Below are 20931 nucleotides of genomic sequence, written 5' to 3'. Positions count from 1 at the left end.
AAAAGGGGTTTAGTAATTGATAGTTGGCTGGATTCTTCCCCCTACCAATTACCCATTACCAATTACCCATTACCAATTACCCATTACCAATTACCCATTACCAATTACCCATTACCGATTACCCATTAGCTAACTTTAAATCGACCCACGTTTGCTTGCAGTTCTTGCGCCAACGCTAGCAATTCCTTAAAGGATGCCGATACATCGGTGGCTCCCGTTGAGGTTTTAGTGGCGATCGCTGCCACGTCGGTCATGGTTTTGGTGACTGCATCGGAAGCTTTGGATTGCACGACAGCCGCTTGGGCGATCGCTTCCACCAAGGCGCTGATCTGGGCGCTGGCAGTCGTAATTTTGTTCAGGCTTTGGCGGGTTTCATCCACCAGTTTCGTCCCTGTAACGACCTGCTCAGTGCCTGCTTCCATCGCCGCTACCACCTCATTGGTTTCTGCTTGAATGCCTGCAACCAGCTTTTCGATTTCCGCCGTTGCTGCTGCCGATTGCCGCGCTAGCGATCGCACTTCATCTGCAACTACGGCGAAGCCTCGACCCTCTTCCCCAGCGCGTGCCGCCTCAATTGAAGCATTGAGCGCCAACAAGTTCGTTTGAGCGGCAAAGGTGCCAATTAGGTTCACCACTTTGGAAATCTTTTGCGAAGATTCGCCCAAGCGCTTGACTTTTTTGGAGGTTTCTGCGACAGTTTCCCGAATCGCTAGAATCCCGTCCACCGTGCGGTTCATGGCAGCGTCACCCTCCTTCACAATCTGCGTCGCTTGTTGAACCGCAGCTTCCGCTTGTTCGGCATTGGCAGCAACCGCTCGAATCGAGGTGGACATTTCCTGAATTCGATCCAGAGCAGCTAAAATTTCCTCCGATTGCCGTAAAGCTTCTGCCGATAGCTCTTGAACAGAGACTTCATTGCTGCTGGTGGTTGCTGCCACTTGTTTGGCGGCGGTTTGCACCTGGCTAACAATTTTCCGTAAGCTACCGATCGTGGCATTGTAGGAGTCAGCAATCGTGCCAATTTCATCCTCAGTCACCTGCGCCCGAATGGTGAGGTCTCCTTTACTGACAGGATCGACTTCCAGCAGCAGTTCCAGCGCTCGTTTTTGCAGGGCTTCCTTGGCTGACCTTTGCTGTTCGGCATTTGCAGATTGTTGGCGGGTCGCTTCCTCTTGCGCCGCCAGCAAAGTTTGAATCTGTTCCAGCAGCGTCGCTTGGTTGAGGGCAATACCCACTTGAGTTGTCAACTGGGTGAACAAATCGATTTCACCCTTCTGCCAAATGCGAGTCCCCGAACATTGATGAGCAATCATCAAGCCGAATAGCTCGTTATCTACTACGATGGGCACGACCAAGTTGGCTTTGACTTGAAAGCGCTCCAACATTTTAATGTGACACTCGTTCAGACCCGCTTGATAAATATCCTCAATCGCACGAATGCGCCCTTTGTTGTAGCTTCCCCCCTGCGTCTCTTTCAAGCAGGTATCTTCAACTTTGACTCCTTGAGTGGGCATCCAACCCGTCGCTACAGATTCTGCAATTACCGTCCCATCCCAGTTCGCATCGAAGCGATAGACGATTAAGCGATCTGTTTTAAATGCGCGTCGCACCTCTTCGACCGCTGTATTCAGAATGTCTTCCAGCTTCAGAGATTCCCGAATGCGGAGGGTAATCATCGACAAAAGTTGCGATCGCGTAGCTTGAGCTTCTTTCTGTTCCAGATAGCTGATGCGGTCTATCGCCAAACCAACTTGAGTGGACAACTGCGTGCAGATAGCGACTTCAGACTGCTGCCAAGTCCGAGGGGTTGAACACTGCTGGGTACACATTAAGCCCAGTAGTTTGTCACCGCTAACAATCGGGGTGATCACATTGGCTTTGATTTTTAATCGCTCGTACAACTCAACGTGACAAGGGGCGAGATTCGCTTGATAAATGTCATCGATAACAAACACGCGACCTTTGCGGTACAACTCTACCCCCGCCTCTGAGTCGGTGAAATAAGTATCTGCTACTTTCATGTTCATGCAGGTCGGTAATCCGGGCGTCACCGCTTCCGCAACTACATTCCCACTCCAGTCCGGGTTAAAGCGATACAAAAACACCCGTTCCGCATTCAGGATTTGTTGAGCGCCAATCACTGCTTTCTCGAAAACCTCTTTGACATCGAGAGATTCACGAGCGCTGTTGGCAATATCTGCAAACAATTGTGTCAAATTTGCTTCGACTTCTCGCTGTTTGGCTTCCGCTTCCTTCTGTTTGAGGAAACTGATTCGGTCTAAAGCTAAGCCGATTTGAGTAGATAACTGCGAGCAAAAATCTACTTCATACTGCTGCCAAGTCCGAGGAGTAGAACACTGCTGCGTACACATCAAGCCTAATAGTTTGTCACCGCTGACAATTGGGGTGATTACATTGGCTTTGATTTTTAATCGCTCGTACAGCTCAATGTGACAACCTGTAAGATTGGCTTGATAGATGTCATTAATGACAAATACGCGACCCTTGCGATACTTTTCTACACCCACATTCGAGTCGGTGAAGTAAGTATCGGTCACGGTCATTTTCAGGCACGAAGGTAAGCCAGTTGTCACCGCTTCCGCAACAACATCTCCACTCCAATCCGAGTTAAAACGATACAAAAACACTCGTTCTGCATTCAGGATTTGTTGAGCGCCAACAACGGCTTTTTCAAATACTTCCTTGACATCTAGCAACTCACGAGCGCTAGTAGCAATATCAGCACACAGTTGAATGCGCTTAGCTTCAACTTCTTGCTGTTTTGCTTCAGTTTCTTTCTGTTCTAGGAAACTGATTCGGTCTAGAGCTAAGCCGACTTGAGTAGATAACTGCGAGCAAAAGTCTACTTCATACTGCTGCCAATTCCGAGGATTTGAACACTGTTGCGTACACAGCAAGCCTAATAGTTTATCACCGCTGACAATCGGGGTAATCACATTGGCTCTAATTCTTAATCGCTCATACAACTCAACGTGGCAATAAGTCAAACCAGATTGATAAATATCATTAATGACAAATACGCGACCATTGCGATATCTTTCTACCCCCACATTCGAGTCGGTGAAGTAAGTATCGGTAACAGTCATTTTTAGACAGGAAGGCCAACCCGGCATTACTGATTCAGCAACTACATCCCCACTCCAATCTGGGTTGAAGCGATATAAAAACACCCGTTCCGCATTCAGGATTTGTTGAGCGCCAACAACGGCTTTTTCAAATACTTCCTTGACATCGAGAGATTCACGAGCGCTAGTAGCAATATCGGCACACAGTTGAATGCGCTTAGCTTCAACTTCTTGCTGTTTTGCTTCAGCTTCCTTCTGTTCTAAGAAACTGATTCGGTCTAGAGCTAAGCCGACTTGAGTAGACAACTGCGAACAAAAATCGACTTCATACTGCTGCCAATTCCGAGCATTTGAACACTGCTGCGTACATAGCAAACCTAATAGTTTATCACCGCTGACAATCGGGGTAATCACATTGGCTTTGATTTTTAATCGCTCATACAACTCAATGTGGCAACCCGTAAGATTGGCTTTGTAGATGTCATTGATGACAAACACGCGACCATTGCGGTATCGTTCTACCCCTGCGGGAGAGTCGGTGAAGTAGGTATCCGTGACGGTCATTTTTAAGCAGGAAGGCCAACCTGGAGCAATAGATTCCGCGACTATATCTCCACTCCAGTCTGGATTGAAGCGATACAAAAACACCCGTTCTGCTTTGAGGATTTGTTGAGTTCCTTGAACGGCTTTCTCGAAAATTTCTTTGACATCTAACGATTCTCTAGCGCTGGTGGCAATATCGGCACACAACTGTAATCGCTTGGCTTCAACTTCTTGTTGTTTAGCTTCAACTTCCCGCTTTTGCAAATAGCCAATCCGATCTATGGCTAGCCCTAATTGAGTGGACACCTGGGTACAGAAATCGACTTCAGACTGCTGCCAAGTCCGAGGATTAGAACACTGCTGCGTACACATCAAGCCGAGTAGTTTGTCGCCGCTAATCAGCGGGGTAATTACATTGGCTTTGATTTTTAATCGCTCGTACAACTCAATGTGGCAAGGTGTGAGATTGGCTTTATAGATGTCATCAATGACAAAAACGCGGCCCTTCCGATAGAGTTCTACTCCCACCTTGGAAGAGGTGAAGTAGGTATCAGCTACCTTGATTTTCATGCAGGTCGGCAATCCAGGAGCTACGGCTTCGGCAACAACATAACCACTCCAGTCAGGATTGAAGCGATAGATGAATACTCGTTCTGCATTCAGGATTTGTTGCGTGCCTTGAACTGCTTTCTTGAATACTTCGTGAATATCAAGAGATTCTCTGGCACTGGTAGCAATATCAGCACATAGTTGTAATCGCTTGCCTTCAACTTCTTGCTTGCTTAATAAGTCTTTAACTCGTGCTACCAAGTTATTGAAGCTGACAGCTAGAGTTTGCGTTTCAGTAGTCCCGCGAGGTTCAACGTAGGCATCCAAATTTCCGGCAGCAACCTGCTCTGATGTACCCGTCAATTCTTTCAAAGGAGCAGACCAGCGGCGTGCTAAACTCACCACAATGCCTGCACCTACAGCTCCCAAGGAAAGAAAAATTAGGACAAAAATTAGTCCATGCTCATTTCCAGCGGCAGCAATTTCCGAAAGCTCAATTGAGGTGACACTGACCAAATCGATGCCAGGAACTGCGGCAAGGCTATACTTTCTGCCGTCCCGATCGAATGAAGTACTCAGAACTAATTGTCCCTCTTGGCGAACGTAAGGGACAATGGTAAGTCCCTGGAGTTGACCTGTAGTGGCTACGTAGCTTGGTTTTTTCCCAAGGGGAGCGTTTTTCCCAAAATTAGCCTTTTGTACTTCTAGTTCGGCTAACAGAGCTGTGGCTGTTTGTAAAACCGCATCGCCACCCAATACTTCTTTTTGAGCGATCGCGCCATTAGATGTAATGGTACTAATCACGGCTTTGCTTGCCGGAGCCAAAATCTGAATTTTTTCAGTGTTACTCAGTCCCACATGCTCCAACGGCACCGCTAGTTCGTCAAAGTTAGCAGCACGCGCAACATCAATAGTTAAGGAATTTTCTGCCAAAGACGACGAAATCAAAGCATCCTTGACCTTTACGCCAGCCAAGTTGGAGGATAGCATCGCGTCATTCCATAATTTCGTCTCGGTGCGCCCAGATGCTTGATAATTCGTCATCCCCCAGCTCACGATACCTGCGATCGCTAGCGGTGCTAGTACCACAGGTAAGATTGTCCTCAACAATTGGCTGCGGAGCGTGGGGCTTTTAGATAGATTCAGTTGTGGAGGCGGCGGGTTAATGTGGTCTTGCTCTGTTTGCTCTAGCTGCTCTTTTCCCTTGTTCTCTACCTTTTGCTCAAGATTTTGAGAGCCGTTTAAATCTTGTTGGTTCGGAATGAGCTTAAGAGGAGGGGGTTGATGGCTAACACCTGTCTTGCGACCCCGGAGACGACGCTTAATATTGGCTTTTGTTGTATCTGATTGAGGATCGGAAGGCGTCTTCATAGTTTAAACTTTGCTAAAGGTAGATGAGTGTGGCGAGTTGAGTTGATTAAGGGATACAGATAGAGGTTAAAAAATTGAAATTCCAGACCCAAAGAAAGACATCTGGATATTCAAACAGCCATTCAAACTTCTGGCTTAGGCATTCCAGCCATGATGGATTCTCCCTCTAGAACCACCAGTATTTCACCATTTGATTTCAGCCAATATCCCCGTAAAAATGGCACCAATTCCGGGGTGACAGATGATTGTGGAGGAGATTGAATTAAATCTGGATCGCAGCTTTCGATGTCTTCGACTCGATTCACTACCAATCCCAGCATCTTTTTTCCTGTGATTTGGCTACCAGTTCGCTGTTTACCAAGGATTTGCTGTTCCCCATGAATCACAATGACTGTGTAGGTTGATCGGTTAATTGCCTGTAAGTATAAGGGAGTCAGCCCTACCAAATGACCGAGATCCGCAATCCATAAAATCTCACCGCGCCAGTTATAAACTCCCATCACCCAAGCTGGCATATGAGGAATGGGGACAATCTGACTAACTGGAATTGTCAGCACCTCTGTCATTTGGTGCATGGGGAATAGTGCGGTAATGTCAGGAAAAAGATGAAACCGCAAAAATTGCTCTCCCACGACTGCTTTATGTTCTGCGGTTGGGATTTCAAATTGTTGAATCAAAGCTTTGTTGCCAGACAAAAATTCAGATTCCATTGCTTGTCTCTTGACGGTGCTGACGAAGATTTTTCCTAACCTTTAATTAATTGATTAACAGTACGCAGTAGTTCCTCTTGATCGACTGGTTTTGGAATGTAGGCATCTGCTCCTTGTTTCATGCCCCAAAATTTATCCATATCAGTGCTTTTGGTGGAACACATCACGACTGGAATTTTGCTGGTTTCTGCATCTGCTTTGAGTTCGCGGCAGAGTTCAAAGCCGCTACGACCGGGCAATACAACGTCTAAAATGATCACATCAGGTTTATGGCTACTGATTTTTTCTAAGGCTTCTTCTCCAGTATTTGCTGTTAAAACATTTAACCCACCTCGTCGCAAGCAGCTAGCAAAAGTTTCCCTTTCAGTTAGGGTATCTTCAACGATTAAAGCAGTATGCATTGTATTAAGGCTCCTAGGAAAAACAAAAATCAACTGACCACGAGGGAACTGTTTTTGAGGTGCTTGAGGTACTTGTTGGTTATCGCTAGCACCTTTTCTGCATCGACTGGTTTCCCCATGAAATCTGAAGCTCCGACAACCTTAGCTCGGACTCGGTCAATGATACCGTCATTTCCTGTCAAAATAATAATTGGGGTATCTCGGAAAGCAGAAACTTTACGCAATTGGGTACAAATTTCATAGCCGTTCGTATTGGGCATTACCAAGTCTAAAAAGATGATATGAGGTTTGCGGTTTAATAAAGTAGCGATCGCTCGCATCGAATCTGGTACTGCCAAAAATTGATACCCGGCTGACGTAAGAATCTTTTCCATATTTTTGCAAACCAACGGGCTATCATCCACACAAGCAATGAGTGGTTTTCGAGTTGCCGCTTGAGCGGGTGTTTTGCCTGAAGAAGTCGGAGGATTTTTAGCAGTTAATTCTGAAGAAGTCGGGGAAACCGGATTTGCTAAATCAGGAATATCATTTAACTCTACTAATCCAGTTTCAAGGTAAGGCAATAGAGATCGGGTTACTTCCGCAACATTGCGCTTAGTTTGAACTGCAATATCTCGTAAGGTTCTTTGCCCATCTAATAACAATGTCAGAGATTTATAAACGGTAGGCGATGTTTTTTGTTGGAGTTGTTCTGGTTGCTTGATCGATGGCGCTCGATTGGGAAGCACATCAGAAATTTTAGCGATTTTCCAGGCTTGCCAAATTTCTTGAGTTTTCGCGATCGCTTGTTCGGCATCAATCAATAACAACTGGGGGGCTAAGGCATTTTCTTGCTTGATTTGTAATGCTTTTGGTACTTCTTGAGTAATGTCAAACAATAATTCAAGAACAATGCCTTGAATTATTTTTACAACTTGTTCACGGGTAATTTTTTGCTGCTTCAGCCATAAACATAACAAATAATATTCTCGACAGTTTTTGCTAAGATCGGAAGAAGTTTCAGAAATATCAGTTTGTAAACTAAGTTGATTCGGACTAACATTAGAACAATTTATTCCTAAATGTCTTTGCCACCTTCTAACTGGATGAGTTCCTCCAGTTGCGTACAAAATCCGACCCAGGTAGAAGTAAAGAATCCACTCTCGCCCCAAAGTACCTTTCAGGAACAGCCGCCCACTAAAGCGAGCTTCCTTCAAAGTAGTCAGCTTGCTAGCAAAAGCAGTAATCGTCATAGGTTGGGCGGTCATAATTCTTGATTCCTTCTTGCAAAGTTCGCTTGACTTTAGCGAAAACCAGAGTTTACATTTATAAATATTTCTGATAAAAAAGCCTATTAATTTAATTAATAGCACTATATAGAAATAACAAGTCTCAGTAATTTTACTGAAATATTTTTAGAATTTTAGGCGTTCCGTAAATTTACGAAACCCCCCTATTTTAATAATTTTTATTAAGATACGAGCAAACAATTTGATTTCGCTTTGATAATAGTAAACTGAGTCTTAGTTGAGTAAACAATTAAGATAGTTTATTGAGCATAAAACGGAATAAAAAATCCCCCAGGTTGATGCAACTTGGGGGATTTGATCCAAAAGCAGCCTGCTATTGGGTATTAGGAATTAGCCTGCCGCAGGGATAAGTTGCTACAGGTTGTTCAGAAGCATTTTCGACAACAGCGGCAGGAATTTCATCGGAAGGCTGGGTTTTTGCTGCTTGATAGTCCGTCCGCAATTTTGAGAACATCTCTTCTCGACGATCGTACAAGCGCTTCAGGGGGCGGGGCTGACATTGGTTCATCACGTAGGCGGCGATGAGAGGTAGGGCAATTGTGCTGTCGGTGTAACAGACAATGGTGCTAGGTAACTCTTCGGGGTCAATCTTGCCCCAGCTAACGGCTTCGCTGGGTGTTGCACCAGAGAGTCCGCCGGTATCAGGACGCGCATCGGTGACTTGTACGAAGTAATCGTGACCTCGTTCCTCTAATCCCAACACTTCGTGAAGTTGCGGTTGAGTTTGCAGCAGGAAGTTTTTGGGACTACCACCGCCAATAATCACGGCGGCGCTTTTGCCTTCTACGTCTGGGTTGCCGGTTTCACGAGCGCAGTAGGCGATCGCAGCTGTCTCATTCACATCAATGGCTGGATCTAACACTAAGTTTGAGCCTTCCAAGGACAATGCTGCTACGTTCATCCCAATCGAACTATCTCCGGGAGAAGAAGTATAGATGGGGACACCACATTCATAAGCTGTCGCCAATAAGCAGGAATTTTTCACTCCTAACTGCTTTTCCACTTCCCGAACATACTTTCCAAGCAGGTAGTGAAATTCAGCAGTTCCCATCCGCTTTTGGAACGGTTCTGCTTGCAAAATCTTTCGGATGAAGGCATCAGTTTCCAGCAGCACATCGTAGCCAAAGATAATGTCATAAATGCGAATGGTGCCTTCTTCGCGCAGTTTCACATCATCTGCAAACGGATTCCCTGCGTAAAGGTCGAAACCCAGCCCGAAATGCATATCGTGGTAAAGATTGGCACCCGTACTGATCATCCAGTCAATAAAACCGTGGCGAATCAGGGGAGCCAAAATTCCCACACCCATCCCAGCGGGGGTCATCGCGCCTGATAGGCTGACTCCGACGGTGACGCCCTCGCGCATGACCTCTCGGCTGAGCAAGTGACACATTTCCCGCAGACGAGCTGAGTTGTAGGCGCTGAAGTAACCATCAATTAGATCGACAACATTAATTGCTGTCGGCATGGGGGCGGGTGCGATTTTGTTACCGGGCAGTTGTGACATTTTTTACTTTTAAAAGAATGAACCGCATTGTCAACTATAACCAGCAAAAGCAAGTCAGAAACCCAACTGGAGCAGGAAAAATATAAGTGTGGGGAAAAGATAAATGAGCGCTAGAGCGATCGCACTCATTGCATCCTCACGCAGATAATTTTGTCGGGTGAGCAGCGAGCGCGATCGCGCCATCCCTTATCTGATTGAATTCTACTCAGTATCGGTGGGGTCTTTTTGCCCTTACAGCACTTAGGATTTTTTCAGGCGATCGCTACCTTGTCTTAAATAATTTCTTTTATCGCAGCCGAGTAAGAATTATAGGCAGTATCCCCAAAGCAAACGAAAATCGCCTGCTCTATCGAGGTAGTGCGCTCCAAAAACTTCTTCACTTCAGTTACAGCAATTCTAGTGGCGCGTTCTATCGGGAACCCATAGACACCCGTGCTAATAGCTGGGAAGGCAATGCTGCGTATCTCGTATTGCTCCGCCAAAGCCAGAGAATTGCGATAACATCTAGCTAGCAGCTCATCTTCCTGGCGATCGCCCCCTCGCCAAATTGGGCCAACTGTGTGGATTATCCACTCGGCGGGGAGATTGTAACCTTTTGTAATCTTTGCTTCACCCGTGGCACAGCCCTTCAACTGGCGACATTCTGACAACAATTCTGGTCCAGCGGCGCGGTGAATTGCCCCATCGACGCCGCCACCACCGAGTAAGGAGGTATTCGCTGCGTTGACGATCGCATCTACCTTTTGCTGAGTTATATCACCTTGAACGATTGCAATTTTGCCTAAAATCATGGGATTTTTTTCCTTAGCACAAAAAACTGACCAAGACCGGCTGAGTCATAATTGCCATCATAGGGGTGTTGCAAAGCTCCCTGCGGGGATCGCAAAAGCGATCGCCACAATTCGATAAATCTCAAATTTTTGTAAACTGGAAAAAGGTCATTCTCATGGCTTTAATCCAGAGAAGGATTTTGTCTCAGTCCAGTCAATATGACAAGATGGCAAGCAATCTTTCCTCTCGCAATCCACTTAGAGTTCAATCAGCATCTCAGAGCCAGCACCATAATCATTGGTCTAACTTTGAGGAAATGTTGCAACGGCTTCATGCAGAAGGTTTGTACATTCATCCCGATCATCTGGCAGAATTTCTGCTGGCGCATGGTATCCCTGTAAACCTCCGCTATGTACCCGAACATTTGAAGAGTAAAGCGGTTTTCATTAACGAGAACTATCAGGGCGATATGGCTCATTTAGTTGAAGAACCCGATGCTACTTCCAGCCAGTTTCCGTGGTTGAATTAAGACCAGATAATCGCTAATGGCTAATCGCTCGTGGCTAATTGTTAATAGTTATGGGCGATTAGCGATCGGCTCTCAATTAGATATGTAAAATCAAAACTTTGATTTCTCCTCAGCAAGGGGAGAGATTTAATTTAGCAGTTTATTTATATCTATTTACTGATAATAGTTGTGCTACAAATTGCACATAATTTTAAATTCGTTCACATAGGCAGGGTAACACGCACAATGGTTTTTTGAGTGGGAATACTCTCAATTGATAATTCGCCAGCGTGTAGTTCGGCTAGGCGTTTAGCAATGAGCAAGCCCAAACCAGAGCCTTGCTGTGAAGCGAGTTTGCGCTCAAATCGCATATAGGCTCCAATTGTCGCAATTTGCTCTGGTGTCATCCCCTGTCCGAAGTTGCTCACGGACAGTACAAAAGTGCTATTTTTACATCGAGTGGCAACGCGAATTGCGGTGTTGGGAGACGAAAATTTACAGGCATTATCGATTAGTTCTTCCACAATTTTTCGCAATTTTGGCTCTGAAATTAAGACGGCAGCTTCTTGGAGGTCTAATTCCAAATCCATTTCCCGACAAACTTGCTTGGCTTTTTTAATCGCCGCTTCTGCGATCGCGCTCTTCGCTGAATCAGTTCGGCTGTTTTGTCTAAGATCCGCTATCTGAAGCGGATCGGTTCCGATTAGCTCTAATTGAGCGAAGAGTAAAAAATTCTGGACTAACTTAGATAAACGTTCCGCAGAGGTACGAATATCGACTGCCATTTCTAGAATTTCTTGCGGTTCTAGGGAGTCGGCTTCATCAATTAACATTTGCGAACAACACAAAATGCCATTGAGGGGAGTATGGAGTTCGTGAGGGAGGGAGAAAGAGATATTGCTGCGTAAATCATCGAGTTTTTTTTGCGAATGTCGCTCAATCGCCGCCTGTTTTTCCATCCTCGCTGCGATCGCTCCCAGTAATTCCGCTCTCGTAAATGGCTTGGTGAGGTAGTCGTCTGCACCCAATTCCATCCCTTGACGCCAATCGGTTTTCGCTGCTTTGGCAGTGAGAAAGATAAAGGGAATCGTTGCCGTGACAGGGTTAGAGCGAAGTGCCTTCAGAACGCCATAACCGTCGAGTTCCGGCATTAGCGCATCGGAGAGAATTAAATCGGGGATTTCTGCTTGAGCTAACTGCAACCCTATTTGACCATTTTCGGCTGCAATAGCGTCAAATCCCTCTGCTTCTAACAACTCCAGAATGTTCTCTCTGATAGATATTTCATCTTCAATTACCAGAATCTTTGCCATATCAGCGATCGCCTAGCAGGTAAGCAATTAAAAATTAAAAATGTCAGCTCCCAGGACTGCAAACAAGATGTTCGCTAGGATTGTCCAAATTCAATGCACAACAACCGAGCAGCTTTAATAAGGTTTGAGTATGTTCGGGGCACTTTCTTCTATACACCCAAACTTTCCTTTTAAATAAAGACTTTAGACTTTATCTTGCAAGAAAGCTTACCTTAGCACGGGCGGGTAGACCTTGCCTCTACAGCACTCTTCAGGGGTAGTCTTACTTTAAATTTAGTTCCCACACCCACTTTACTCTTAACGGTAATCTCACCCCCGTGAAGATCCACACACTTCTTAACGATTGCTAATCCTAAACCAGTTCCAGGGATGTTGCCGACATTCGCGGATCGATGAAATGCTTCAAATAAGCACTGACGCTCTTGCAGAGGAATCCCAATTCCTTTGTCTTCAATTTGGAAGACGATTGCATCTTTTTGTTGGGTAATTTCAAATCTGACTGGACTCCCTTCAGGTGAATATTTTATCGCGTTTGAAAGGAGATTGCTAAGAATATGTCGCAGCAATTTTTCATCTAGACTAAAGGAGGTAGATTTGCAATGATTAATCAAGTTAATTGCACGGGAATTGCCTTCATTCAGTTGCAATTCTTTCACTAATTCAATACAAAATTCTTCTAGATGCAGCGGTTCAGGTTTGAAGTCCGACTGTCCGGCTTCGGCTTTACCAATGATTAATACATCATCAAGCAGTCCAATCATGTGCTTAACAGCGATTTGAATGCGATGCAGGTGGATGAGTTTTTTCTCTTCAGACCAATTGTTACTGTAATGTTCCAATAATTCGGCAGAAGAGAGGATCGTACTCAGGGGAGTGCGGAATTCGTGGGAAGTCATGGAGATAAAGCGGGATTTTAGGTCGCCGAGTTCTTTTTCTCGCTCAAGCGATGCTCGCAGTTCTTCTTCTAATTGCTTTCGTTTGGTAATATCAATTCCTACTGTGACAGCCGCTTGATCTTGGTTGTATTTCTGCGCCACCATAAGATAATTTTTGATATTGCCGTCAACTTCTGCGGTCACTTCCTGAGAGGTTGTTTTCGTCGGGGAAGCAAAGAATTGCTCCACAAATTCACTAAAGTTGGGGCTACTGTCAAAACAGCTAAGTTCCTGACCGACAAATTCCTCTGAAGACAAGTTAAAGGATGCAGCTAAATGCTGGTTGACGCCCAGGTATTGTAAATCCGAGCTAATCCAGGAGACAAATCCAGGCACGGCATCTAAGACGGCTAAAAGTTGGTTTTTTGCCTGTTGCAGCGCCAATCCCATTTGCTTATAGGCTGCCATTGTAATTTCATGCACCTCTGACTGAGCCAGCAGAAGTTGATGCACGTCTAACAATTTATAAATTCCGGGTGCTGTTTGTACGATGATTGGTTCATAGATCAATTCAGGCGAGCGCTTCAAAGACTCCCGCACCGCTGCGGTAATGGAAGTATAACTGGGAAAAACTAGAATTTCGGTATGGTTAAATTGATAGAGCGATCGCAAACTTCGTTTCGACAGTAACTCCAAGCTGTAACGACGGCTCAGATATTCAAAAAAACGCCTGCGACTGATCATCCCGACTAGTTGGTTTTTATCCATGAGGATTAAACCCGGTAGTAGCGGTTTTTCCTCGAAAAGCCTGAGAACCTCTGCGGCTGTGTGGTTGTATTCAATGCAAGCCTCATACAGGGTTAATCCCTGCAATGTAGACTCCAAATTCAGATTAAGTTGCTCTGCACCTTGTTCAGAAGAGATTGATAAGGTTAAAGACATAAATCTTAAAAGAAGGTAAGTAAATTTATACTGAAATCAGTGTTGCTGAATCTATAGGCAAAATGGAAGGGGGGTTATGCCCTCTGTCTTGAAGTGATGACTGGGAGCGATTCCCTGCAATTAGAAGGAATTGCCGATGGCTTATCCTGATGCATATCCCTTTGGGGCTATTTTAATAGGTGTGAAAGTTTTTTCTAGGCAGACTTGATGACAACTCCTACCCCGACTGATTTAAATAAAAATTTAGAATCTGCTGACTTACTGGAGACAGAAACATCATCACTAACTCCAGAACAATACCAGCGCAAGATGCAGCGGCGCAAGGAAGTTCAAGAGCAGCGGGTGGCAAAGGCATCTCAGGAGAAAGGCTTAATTATTGTTAATACAGGCAATGGCAAGGGAAAAACCACTGCTGCTTTGGGAATGGTAATGCGATCGCTTGGTCACGGCTATCGAGTCGGGATCGTACAATTCATTAAAGGAGCCTGGGAACCCGCTGAGAAAGCTGTCCTCGGTCGCTGGGAAGGTCAGCTAGAGTTCCACGCGATGGGAGAAGGCTTCACTTGGGAAACTCAAGACCAACAGCGAGATATCCAGAAAGCGCATCAGGCTTGGGAAACTGGACTCAGCTTTATCCGCAATCCTGAATTTAAGCTAGTGCTGTTGGATGAAATCAACGTAGCTTTAAAACTCGGTTATTTGAGCGTTGAGGAAGTGCTAGCTGGTTTGGAGGAAAAACCTGCGGATTCTCACGTTATTCTCACCGGCAGAGGTGCCCCAGCAGCCCTGATTGAGCGAGCCGACTTGGTAACAGAAATGACTCTTGTTAAGCATCCGTTCCGGGAACAGGGCGTCAAAGCGCAGCCAGGAATCGAGTTTTGAAGTTCAAAAAATCAAGAAACCCGTTTTCTTCAAGAAAACGGGTTTTTAGAGGAGTTAATTGTTTTTTGGTGATTAGTCCTTGGTTAGTAGCAACAAACTACTGACAACTACCTTGATTTGCACCGCCAAAGCTTACTAATTGTTAGAAGTTAACTTTACAAGCGTTCAAGATTTGCTGGTCGTTAGCGCTAATTTTGTTAATTGGGTGATAGCCCTGGAGCCGTAAACTATCTTCAATGGGCAACCGACTATCGGCAGAGGCGACTGGGGGGGCTTCGCTGAGGGCTATTGAGTGAGAATAGGTTGTACTGTCGTAGGGATCTTGAACGGTTAGATTGATTTGCTGTGCCCCAACCTTGCCGGAAAAACAACTATATTCTGAGGAAGGCATATAAAACGCACCCCTTACCTTTCCCTGACGCGCCTCAAATACTATATATTCTTGACCAATCTCTTCTGTCTTTTGGGAGCTACCATACAAATAAATACCGTCAGCCACTGAAGTGTCTGATGCTGGCATTTGTGCAAGGGAAACGGAATTTGTGCCAACGATTCCCGTCTTACTGAAGGATGTTGGTGCTTGCAATGCAACTGTACTGGTTGCGAAGCTCATCGTTAGAAGTAATCCTAGGGCAGGTACTTCAAGCGGAAGCCGAGACATAAACTGCTGATAAAACTTGTTAAGCACCGTTTTTTCCCCCCTAGCAATTACGAGCAGACACCCTCAAGCATCTAATTAAAAAGTACCTAATTCCTTAGGTGTAAAGCTTCACCCATTTGAATGAACCGTAGGTCATCCGAAAGGAGTTTTTTTTGTTAAGACAAGCAACGCATTCATCTTTGATTCCCGGTTATTAAATTGCCTCCTAAAATCAAAATGCGTATTTATACTCACTTTATTCACCCGTTTTATGAGCTTTCCCAAATCTGGTCAGTGTGGGCTTGTCTGTAGTACTTGTTCCTTAACTGTGGATGACTTCACTGGCACCCGTTCGAGTTCCCGAACTGCTTTACGAAACTTTACAAAAATATAAAAAAAGAGCAGTAACAGATTTTAGATGTCTACAAAAAACTTCAACAGGTAGACACATCTACTCGACAGGGGCTAAAAGCGGGGATTGAAATGACTGAAAAACCCGCCCTTACTTAGCTGTAAGGACGGGTTTTAGGAGCGATCGCTATAGGATGATGTGGGAGGCAGGAGCATAGCGGCTCAATCCCGCCTCTACAATTAACTAGCAGCGATATACTCGCGGACATTCGCCTGACGACGGCGCAGATGGGCGAGGGCTTGGTGTTCTAGCTGGCGTACCCGTTCGCGGCTGAGGCTTAGGCGTTCGCCGACTTTTGCTAGAGATAGCTCGTTACCATCTTCCAAGCCAAAGCGCAGAGTTAGCACTTCCCGCTGCTGTGGGGTTAGTTCTGCCAGAAGATCGTCCAGGTCTTGCCGCAGCGACTCCTGAGTCATATAATGGTCAGGGGTTGGCCCTTCGTCTTCCAGAAGGTCTTGCAGTTCGGTATCCTGGTTATCGCCAACGCGCACATCCAGAGAAATTGGTTGACGGGCGATATTCAAGTACTCGCGGATCAACGCGGGTTCTAAGTCTAGCGCCTTAGCGATTTCACCGGGGGTAGCACTGCGACCAAGCGTCTGAGCTAGTTCCCGTTGCACCCGCTTAATTTTATTAAGCTTTTCGGTGATGTGGATGGGCAAACGAATCGCACGGGCTTGTTGAGCGATCGCGCGAGTAATCGCTTGGCGAATCCACCAGTAGGCGTAGGTCGAAAACTTGTAACCGCGCATCGGGTCAAATTTCTCGACGCCGCGTTCCAAGCCGAGAGTACCTTCCTGAATCAAATCCAGGAATTCCATGTTACGCTTCTGGTACTTCTTCGCGATCGCGACCACTAGACGCAAGTTAGCTTCTATCATCTTGCGCTTTGCCCGCGTTCCCAGTTTGATTATCCGGTCGAGTTCGGGTTCACTCAAGCTAACATGGTCTGCCCACTCTTGATGAGTTGGTTCTCGCTGCAATGTCTCAGCCAAGGTCTCCTTCGCCTCCAGCAGCGCCATCATTTGCTGCACCTGCTTGCCGAAGACAATCTCTTGTTCGTGGGTCAGCAGGGGCACGCGCCCAATCTCATGGAGATAGGTGCGAACCATATCAGCCGTAAACGTGGGTTGTTTAGTCGTCTTTTTTAGGGTGTTGGCAGTGGGCATGAGTGAGTGGTGACTCCGTAAACAAGCAACAATTCTGTAGCAGGGGTTGACCTTAGCGGGAGATTGCCAGCTCTTACAATGAGAGTAGCTAGGTCAATTAGTGGAACACATCCTGCAAAAGTTGTAAAGATCGCCTACCCAATTGAATAGGCAAACATAACACACAAAAAGCTAATCGTCAAACCTTTCGGCTGGGGGATGCCTTAAAGAGCTGGTATCGACCCCCATTTAGCCACTCCTGATAGGTAATAAAGGCTAAAAAGTCAAAGTCGGTATGAGTTTGTTTTACATTTCTATCGTATCACTAATGATAGACGACGCTCCAGGTTGAAAGGTTCATCCGATTGGGTTAAACTTGCTGCTCTGGCAAATTCCTGTTAACCCTTGAGTACCACCCGGAAAATCATTAGCTAAAAGCGTCCTATCTGTGTCCTATATATATAATCATCCACGGAAAACCCTTCAACGGGTACTCTAGTCGTTGTGGGATAACCGAACTATTTTTGCCTAGAAGTCCGTAGTCAATAATCCAATGACTATTGACTACGGATTAAAAACCACGATCAAAAACCAATATCAGCTTTAGCGGCTTCAGCCGCAGCGAACACTTCATCGTCTGGCATCTCTTCCCAGCAAGTATCGCCAATTTCTCTGTAGAACGTTTCATCGTAAGGACGAGTCCTTACCACCACAGGCATTGGAACCGCGTGACCCAAAATTAAAGCTTGTTGCTTAGAATCCAGCTTTGCCAGAACGGAACGCAGACTCATCCCGCCAGAGACGCCAGTAAAAATAGCGTCGATGTCTTTGTCATCGTTTAGCAAAGCCGTGATGCGGGTACCAATCTGGGACATCACCTCATTATCAATTCCAGAGGGACGCTGATCTACCACCAGAAGGGTGACAAAGTATTTTCGCATCTCGCGGGCAATCGTACCAAAAATGGTACTTTGCACGATGGCGGAGTCAAGGAAGCGGTGGGCTTCTTCTATCGTAATGACTAGCTGCTGAGGACGATCGATCGGGTTCTTGGTCTGCAAAAACAATTCAGACTTGCTTACATAAGCTTTGTGAATGCGGCGGGTGATCATATTTGTCACCAGCATATAGGAGAGCATATCTGACTGAGAACCAAACTCAATCACCACGTGCTGACCTGCATCGAGGCATTGCAAAATTTGATTAACGTAGTTGTGGGGACAGGCAGTTCGCAGATATTTGAGATTTTCCAGGCGCATCAGCTTACGCTGCAACGCCATAATTGAACCCTTATGACCCTTCTTCTCCTCGCAGAACAGCTGGATTTCCTCGTTGGTCATATTCAACAGTTGGACAATCCAGGAGTTGCCAAACTCGGCGTGCAGAATATTGGCATTGTCCAAAGCTGCTTCGGAAAGACCTAACTCATTCCGCACCAGCATGATGTCTTGGACTTCGATTTGGTCGTAGCTGAGGTACAGTTCCTGAGAGTCACGCACCCCGCGCCGCTTGGTAGATTGGGGGTCAAGGGTGTAAATTTGCACCTGTCCTGGGAATAGCTGCCGCAAGCCTTTGACAGTGCTGAAGTGTTTGCCTTCGCGGACAGCTTCCCAGCCATATTCCGAGTGCATATCAAAAATTAAATTGACCGCTGCCTGCCTGCGGATGATGCCAGATAAGAGTAAGCGGGTGAGAAAGGATTTGCCGGTGCCAGATTTCCCGAAAACGCCGTTGCTGCGTTCCACGAATCGGTGTAAATCCAGACATACGGGCACATCCATATCCAAAGGTTGACCGATGGCGAAGTTGCACCGAGTGGGGTCATCTTCCCAACCGAAGACGGCGCGGAAATCGCGTTCCGTCGCATCATAAACCTGGCTGAAATGACTGGGAATGGTCTTAACGGGCATCAACTCCATCTCACTATCAGCACTGCTTTGTAGTTGAAACGATCCCAGAGTTGCACCGTTGGATTTGCCGTTGGAGTTAGGATTTTCGGCACCCACCACATAAGCGCCTACTGACTTTGTTGCTTCTCGTGTCAGCATTAACATCGGCGTCAGATTGATGGTGCCATAGGTGCCACTCCCTGCTAGAACCGCTTGCAAAAAAGTGTCCTCTGGACTGGGAGGGTTGGCAACAATTCGCTGACTGGAGGTGCCCAGCGAAACGTCTGTGAGCATACAGAAGAAATCTGAACGGGCACCTTTGACTACCAGAAATTTGCCAACCCGCATATCCTCTACAGAAATATCGGGATGTAGTCTTACTTCTAGTCCCTGACTGAGGGAGCCTTGAATTACCGACCCTAATGGCATTTCCATAATCGCTTCTGGAGTCTTTTTAGTGTTGCTTCAGAACACTTAGGCATCCAAAGTTTACCCTAATTCTCGGAGCCTAACTATTCGCTCAATCTTAGATTTTGGATTTTTCAACCAATCCAAAATCTAAAATCTCAAATGGATTGCCTAATCTATCTCAATTGATGTTGGCGTTGAGCCTGTGGCTCCGGCGGTTGTGTTGGCACTTAGGGGTTTGCGATAATCGGCATAAAGGCGATCGCGCCAGTTGAAAAATGTCTCGTAAGCGCTACGGTCAGCCAAACCAGGGATTCCTTTGCCTCTAAGGGTTTCGGGAAGGTCAAGATAGGGGCCAGAGGGAAATTTAATCAGCATACTTAGCCCAGCGACGGCAAAATCTGCCAAGGTTGGATAGTCGCCGACTAAGTAAGGGCTTTCCAATAGTAGCAGGGATAGGCTCTCTAGGTCTTGCTGAAGATCCTCTGTCGCCGCTTGTACGGCATCGGGGCCGTATCCGACGCCAAGACCCAGGAGATTCAGCACTTCACCAGGCAGTGCCCCCACGAGAGTCTTGAGAGCATCTGGCGTATTGCTGGGTAAAATCGAGGTGCGGAAGTTCTGATTTTGGCTGAGTGCCCCAAACAACACCTTACGACTTTTGGAACCAATAGATTCATCTGCCCAGGCTTCGATCAGTAAGCACAGTCCCTTTTGTTTTGGGTCAATTGGGATCAGGGGGCGGTCGGGATATTGCTTATCGAGGTACTTAGCGATCGCTGTCGAATCAGCAATTACTGTATTGCCATCCTTCAGGACGGGTACCTGTCGTTGACCAGACATCCGGAACAATTCTACCTGTCCCACTCCTGGCGTCACCTCGATTTTGCGGTAGGGCAGACCTTTATAATCCAGCAGCAGTCGCACTTTTTCGGAGTAGTGGGATAGCTCAAATTGGTACAACTCCAGCATTTTTTATCTCCTTCTATTTTTAAGTAACACTGTTAATCTAACGTTTTTAGCCTACTATTGTTATTATTTGCATCGCTGGAACTAAAAGCAAAAGTTATTGTTTTTGGGCAGTTACACTTATTGAATTACTTATTTTTACTGATAAAAAATCTAACTTGGAAAATTACAATTTTACCAAATTAAAAAATTAGTTCAAATGGCTTTATTTCTATTCTTAATGAAAAATGATCGAATCGGCTCTATTAAATGCAGCCAAATAACGACGGCTGTAACACAAAATAGACCCAATAAAAATACCCCAGGCTAAGCTGGGGGTGCTTTCTAAATGCTAGATGGTAATAAAAGGGAACCCTTAATTAAGCTCTCTGGCGAGTTAACAAGCCCCACAGGAATAGCAGAACCATTGCGCCTAGAACAGCAAAAGCAATACTCGGTACTGTCAACGCTCCGTAGGCTGCGCCTCCCGATGACCCCAGTAAAACTTGTCCTAAATAACCACCAACCAAGGCACCTAAAATACCTAATACCATTGTGGCGAGGATACCGCCGCCTTGATGACCGGGATAAATAGCTTTAGCAATCGCACCTGCAATCAGACCTAAAACAATCCAAGCAATAATTCCCATTTTTTTGCTCCGTTCTTATTAATGTTTTTTGTTGATGTTGTTATCTTTTTGTTGTTATTAGAATAACAAGCTGGCTTAATTGTCCACCT

The 20931-nt window shown here is 45.8% G+C and carries 15 protein-coding genes; 2 read left to right on the top strand and 13 right to left on the bottom strand.

The annotated features are described in order from the left end of the window. Positions 1–125: 125 nt before the first annotated feature. The 6 genes from NDA06_RS02400 to NDA06_RS02375 all read right to left on the bottom strand — a co-directional run bounded on the left by NDA06_RS02400 (position 126) and on the right by NDA06_RS02375 (position 10247). Positions 126–5549 (bottom strand): GAF domain-containing protein, encoded by a 5424-nt coding sequence (locus NDA06_RS02400; protein ID WP_190986241.1) that lies wholly within the window; start codon positions 5547–5549, stop codon positions 126–128. Positions 5550–5671: 122 nt separating this feature from the next. Next, positions 5672–6259: a chemotaxis protein CheW gene (locus NDA06_RS02395; RefSeq protein ID WP_190437513.1), complete on the bottom strand. Its 588-nt coding sequence runs from the start codon at positions 6257–6259 to the stop codon at positions 5672–5674. A gap of 35 nt (positions 6260–6294) precedes the next feature. Further along, positions 6295–6660 carry a response regulator gene (locus tag NDA06_RS02390; RefSeq protein ID WP_190412983.1) on the bottom strand — a complete coding sequence of 122 codons (366 nt, stop codon included), beginning with the start codon at positions 6658–6660 and terminating at the stop codon, positions 6295–6297. Between the two features lie 29 nt (positions 6661–6689). Next, complete coding sequence (locus NDA06_RS02385; protein ID WP_190412982.1) at positions 6690–7907, bottom strand: response regulator; 1218 nt, start codon at positions 7905–7907, stop codon at positions 6690–6692. 355 nt (positions 7908–8262) lie between these two features. Further along, positions 8263–9456, bottom strand: coding sequence for a deoxyhypusine synthase (gene speY, locus NDA06_RS02380; protein ID WP_190412981.1), 1194 nt, complete (start codon positions 9454–9456; stop codon positions 8263–8265). A gap of 272 nt (positions 9457–9728) precedes the next feature. Continuing rightward, entirely contained in the window at positions 9729–10247 is a 519-nt protein-coding gene (locus NDA06_RS02375; RefSeq protein ID WP_348251675.1) for an O-acetyl-ADP-ribose deacetylase, read from the bottom strand. Positions 10248–10315: 68 nt separating this feature from the next. Here NDA06_RS02375 and NDA06_RS02370 point away from each other — a divergent pair, with 68 nt between their 5' ends. Next, a complete protein-coding gene (locus NDA06_RS02370) occupies positions 10316–10756 on the top strand; it encodes a hypothetical protein (protein ID WP_348251674.1) in 441 nt (146 codons plus the stop codon). A gap of 200 nt (positions 10757–10956) precedes the next feature. Here the strand turns inward: NDA06_RS02370 and NDA06_RS02365 are convergent, their stop codons facing one another. Together NDA06_RS02365 and NDA06_RS02360 are read right to left on the bottom strand one after the other, a co-directional pair. Next, positions 10957–12048 carry a response regulator gene (locus tag NDA06_RS02365; RefSeq protein ID WP_348251673.1) on the bottom strand — a complete coding sequence of 364 codons (1092 nt, stop codon included), beginning with the start codon at positions 12046–12048 and terminating at the stop codon, positions 10957–10959. Positions 12049–12260: 212 nt separating this feature from the next. Further along, the gene (locus tag NDA06_RS02360) at positions 12261–13865 is read right to left on the bottom strand and encodes an ATP-binding protein (protein ID WP_190412976.1); all 1605 of its coding nucleotides are present in this window, start codon (positions 13863–13865) and stop codon (positions 12261–12263) included. Positions 13866–14072: 207 nt separating this feature from the next. On the opposite strand from NDA06_RS02360, the gene cobO reads away from it, so the two are divergent. Next, positions 14073–14747 carry a cob(I)yrinic acid a,c-diamide adenosyltransferase gene (gene cobO, locus NDA06_RS02355; RefSeq protein WP_190412975.1) on the top strand — a complete coding sequence of 225 codons (675 nt, stop codon included), beginning with the start codon at positions 14073–14075 and terminating at the stop codon, positions 14745–14747. Positions 14748–14889: 142 nt separating this feature from the next. Here cobO and NDA06_RS02350 read toward each other — a convergent pair whose 3' ends face one another. The 5 genes from NDA06_RS02350 to NDA06_RS02330 form a co-directional block, all read right to left on the bottom strand. Continuing rightward, a complete protein-coding gene (locus NDA06_RS02350) occupies positions 14890–15408 on the bottom strand; it encodes a hypothetical protein (protein WP_190412974.1) in 519 nt (172 codons plus the stop codon). A 570-nt stretch (positions 15409–15978) separates the two neighbouring features. Then, positions 15979–16968: an RNA polymerase sigma factor, RpoD/SigA family gene (locus tag NDA06_RS02345; RefSeq protein ID WP_190412973.1), complete on the bottom strand. Its 990-nt coding sequence runs from the start codon at positions 16966–16968 to the stop codon at positions 15979–15981. 563 nt (positions 16969–17531) lie between these two features. Next, entirely contained in the window at positions 17532–19271 is a 1740-nt protein-coding gene (locus tag NDA06_RS02340; RefSeq protein WP_190984743.1) for an ATP-binding protein, read from the bottom strand. A 144-nt stretch (positions 19272–19415) separates the two neighbouring features. Then, positions 19416–20216, bottom strand: a complete 801-nt coding sequence (locus NDA06_RS02335; protein WP_348251672.1) for a glutathione S-transferase family protein — start codon at positions 20214–20216, stop codon at positions 19416–19418. A 356-nt stretch (positions 20217–20572) separates the two neighbouring features. Further along, positions 20573–20842, bottom strand: coding sequence for a GlsB/YeaQ/YmgE family stress response membrane protein (locus NDA06_RS02330; protein ID WP_190412970.1), 270 nt, complete (start codon positions 20840–20842; stop codon positions 20573–20575). Between the last annotated feature and the right edge of the window lie 89 nt (positions 20843–20931).

Origin of the sequence: Trichocoleus sp. ST-U1 (assembly GCF_039961835.1) — a bacterium.
Classification (GTDB): Bacteria; Cyanobacteriota; Cyanobacteriia; order Cyanobacteriales; family FACHB-T130; genus FACHB-T130.
The sequence above is the reverse complement of the archived record's forward strand: the minus strand, read 5'-3'. Positions and strand labels throughout refer to the sequence as shown.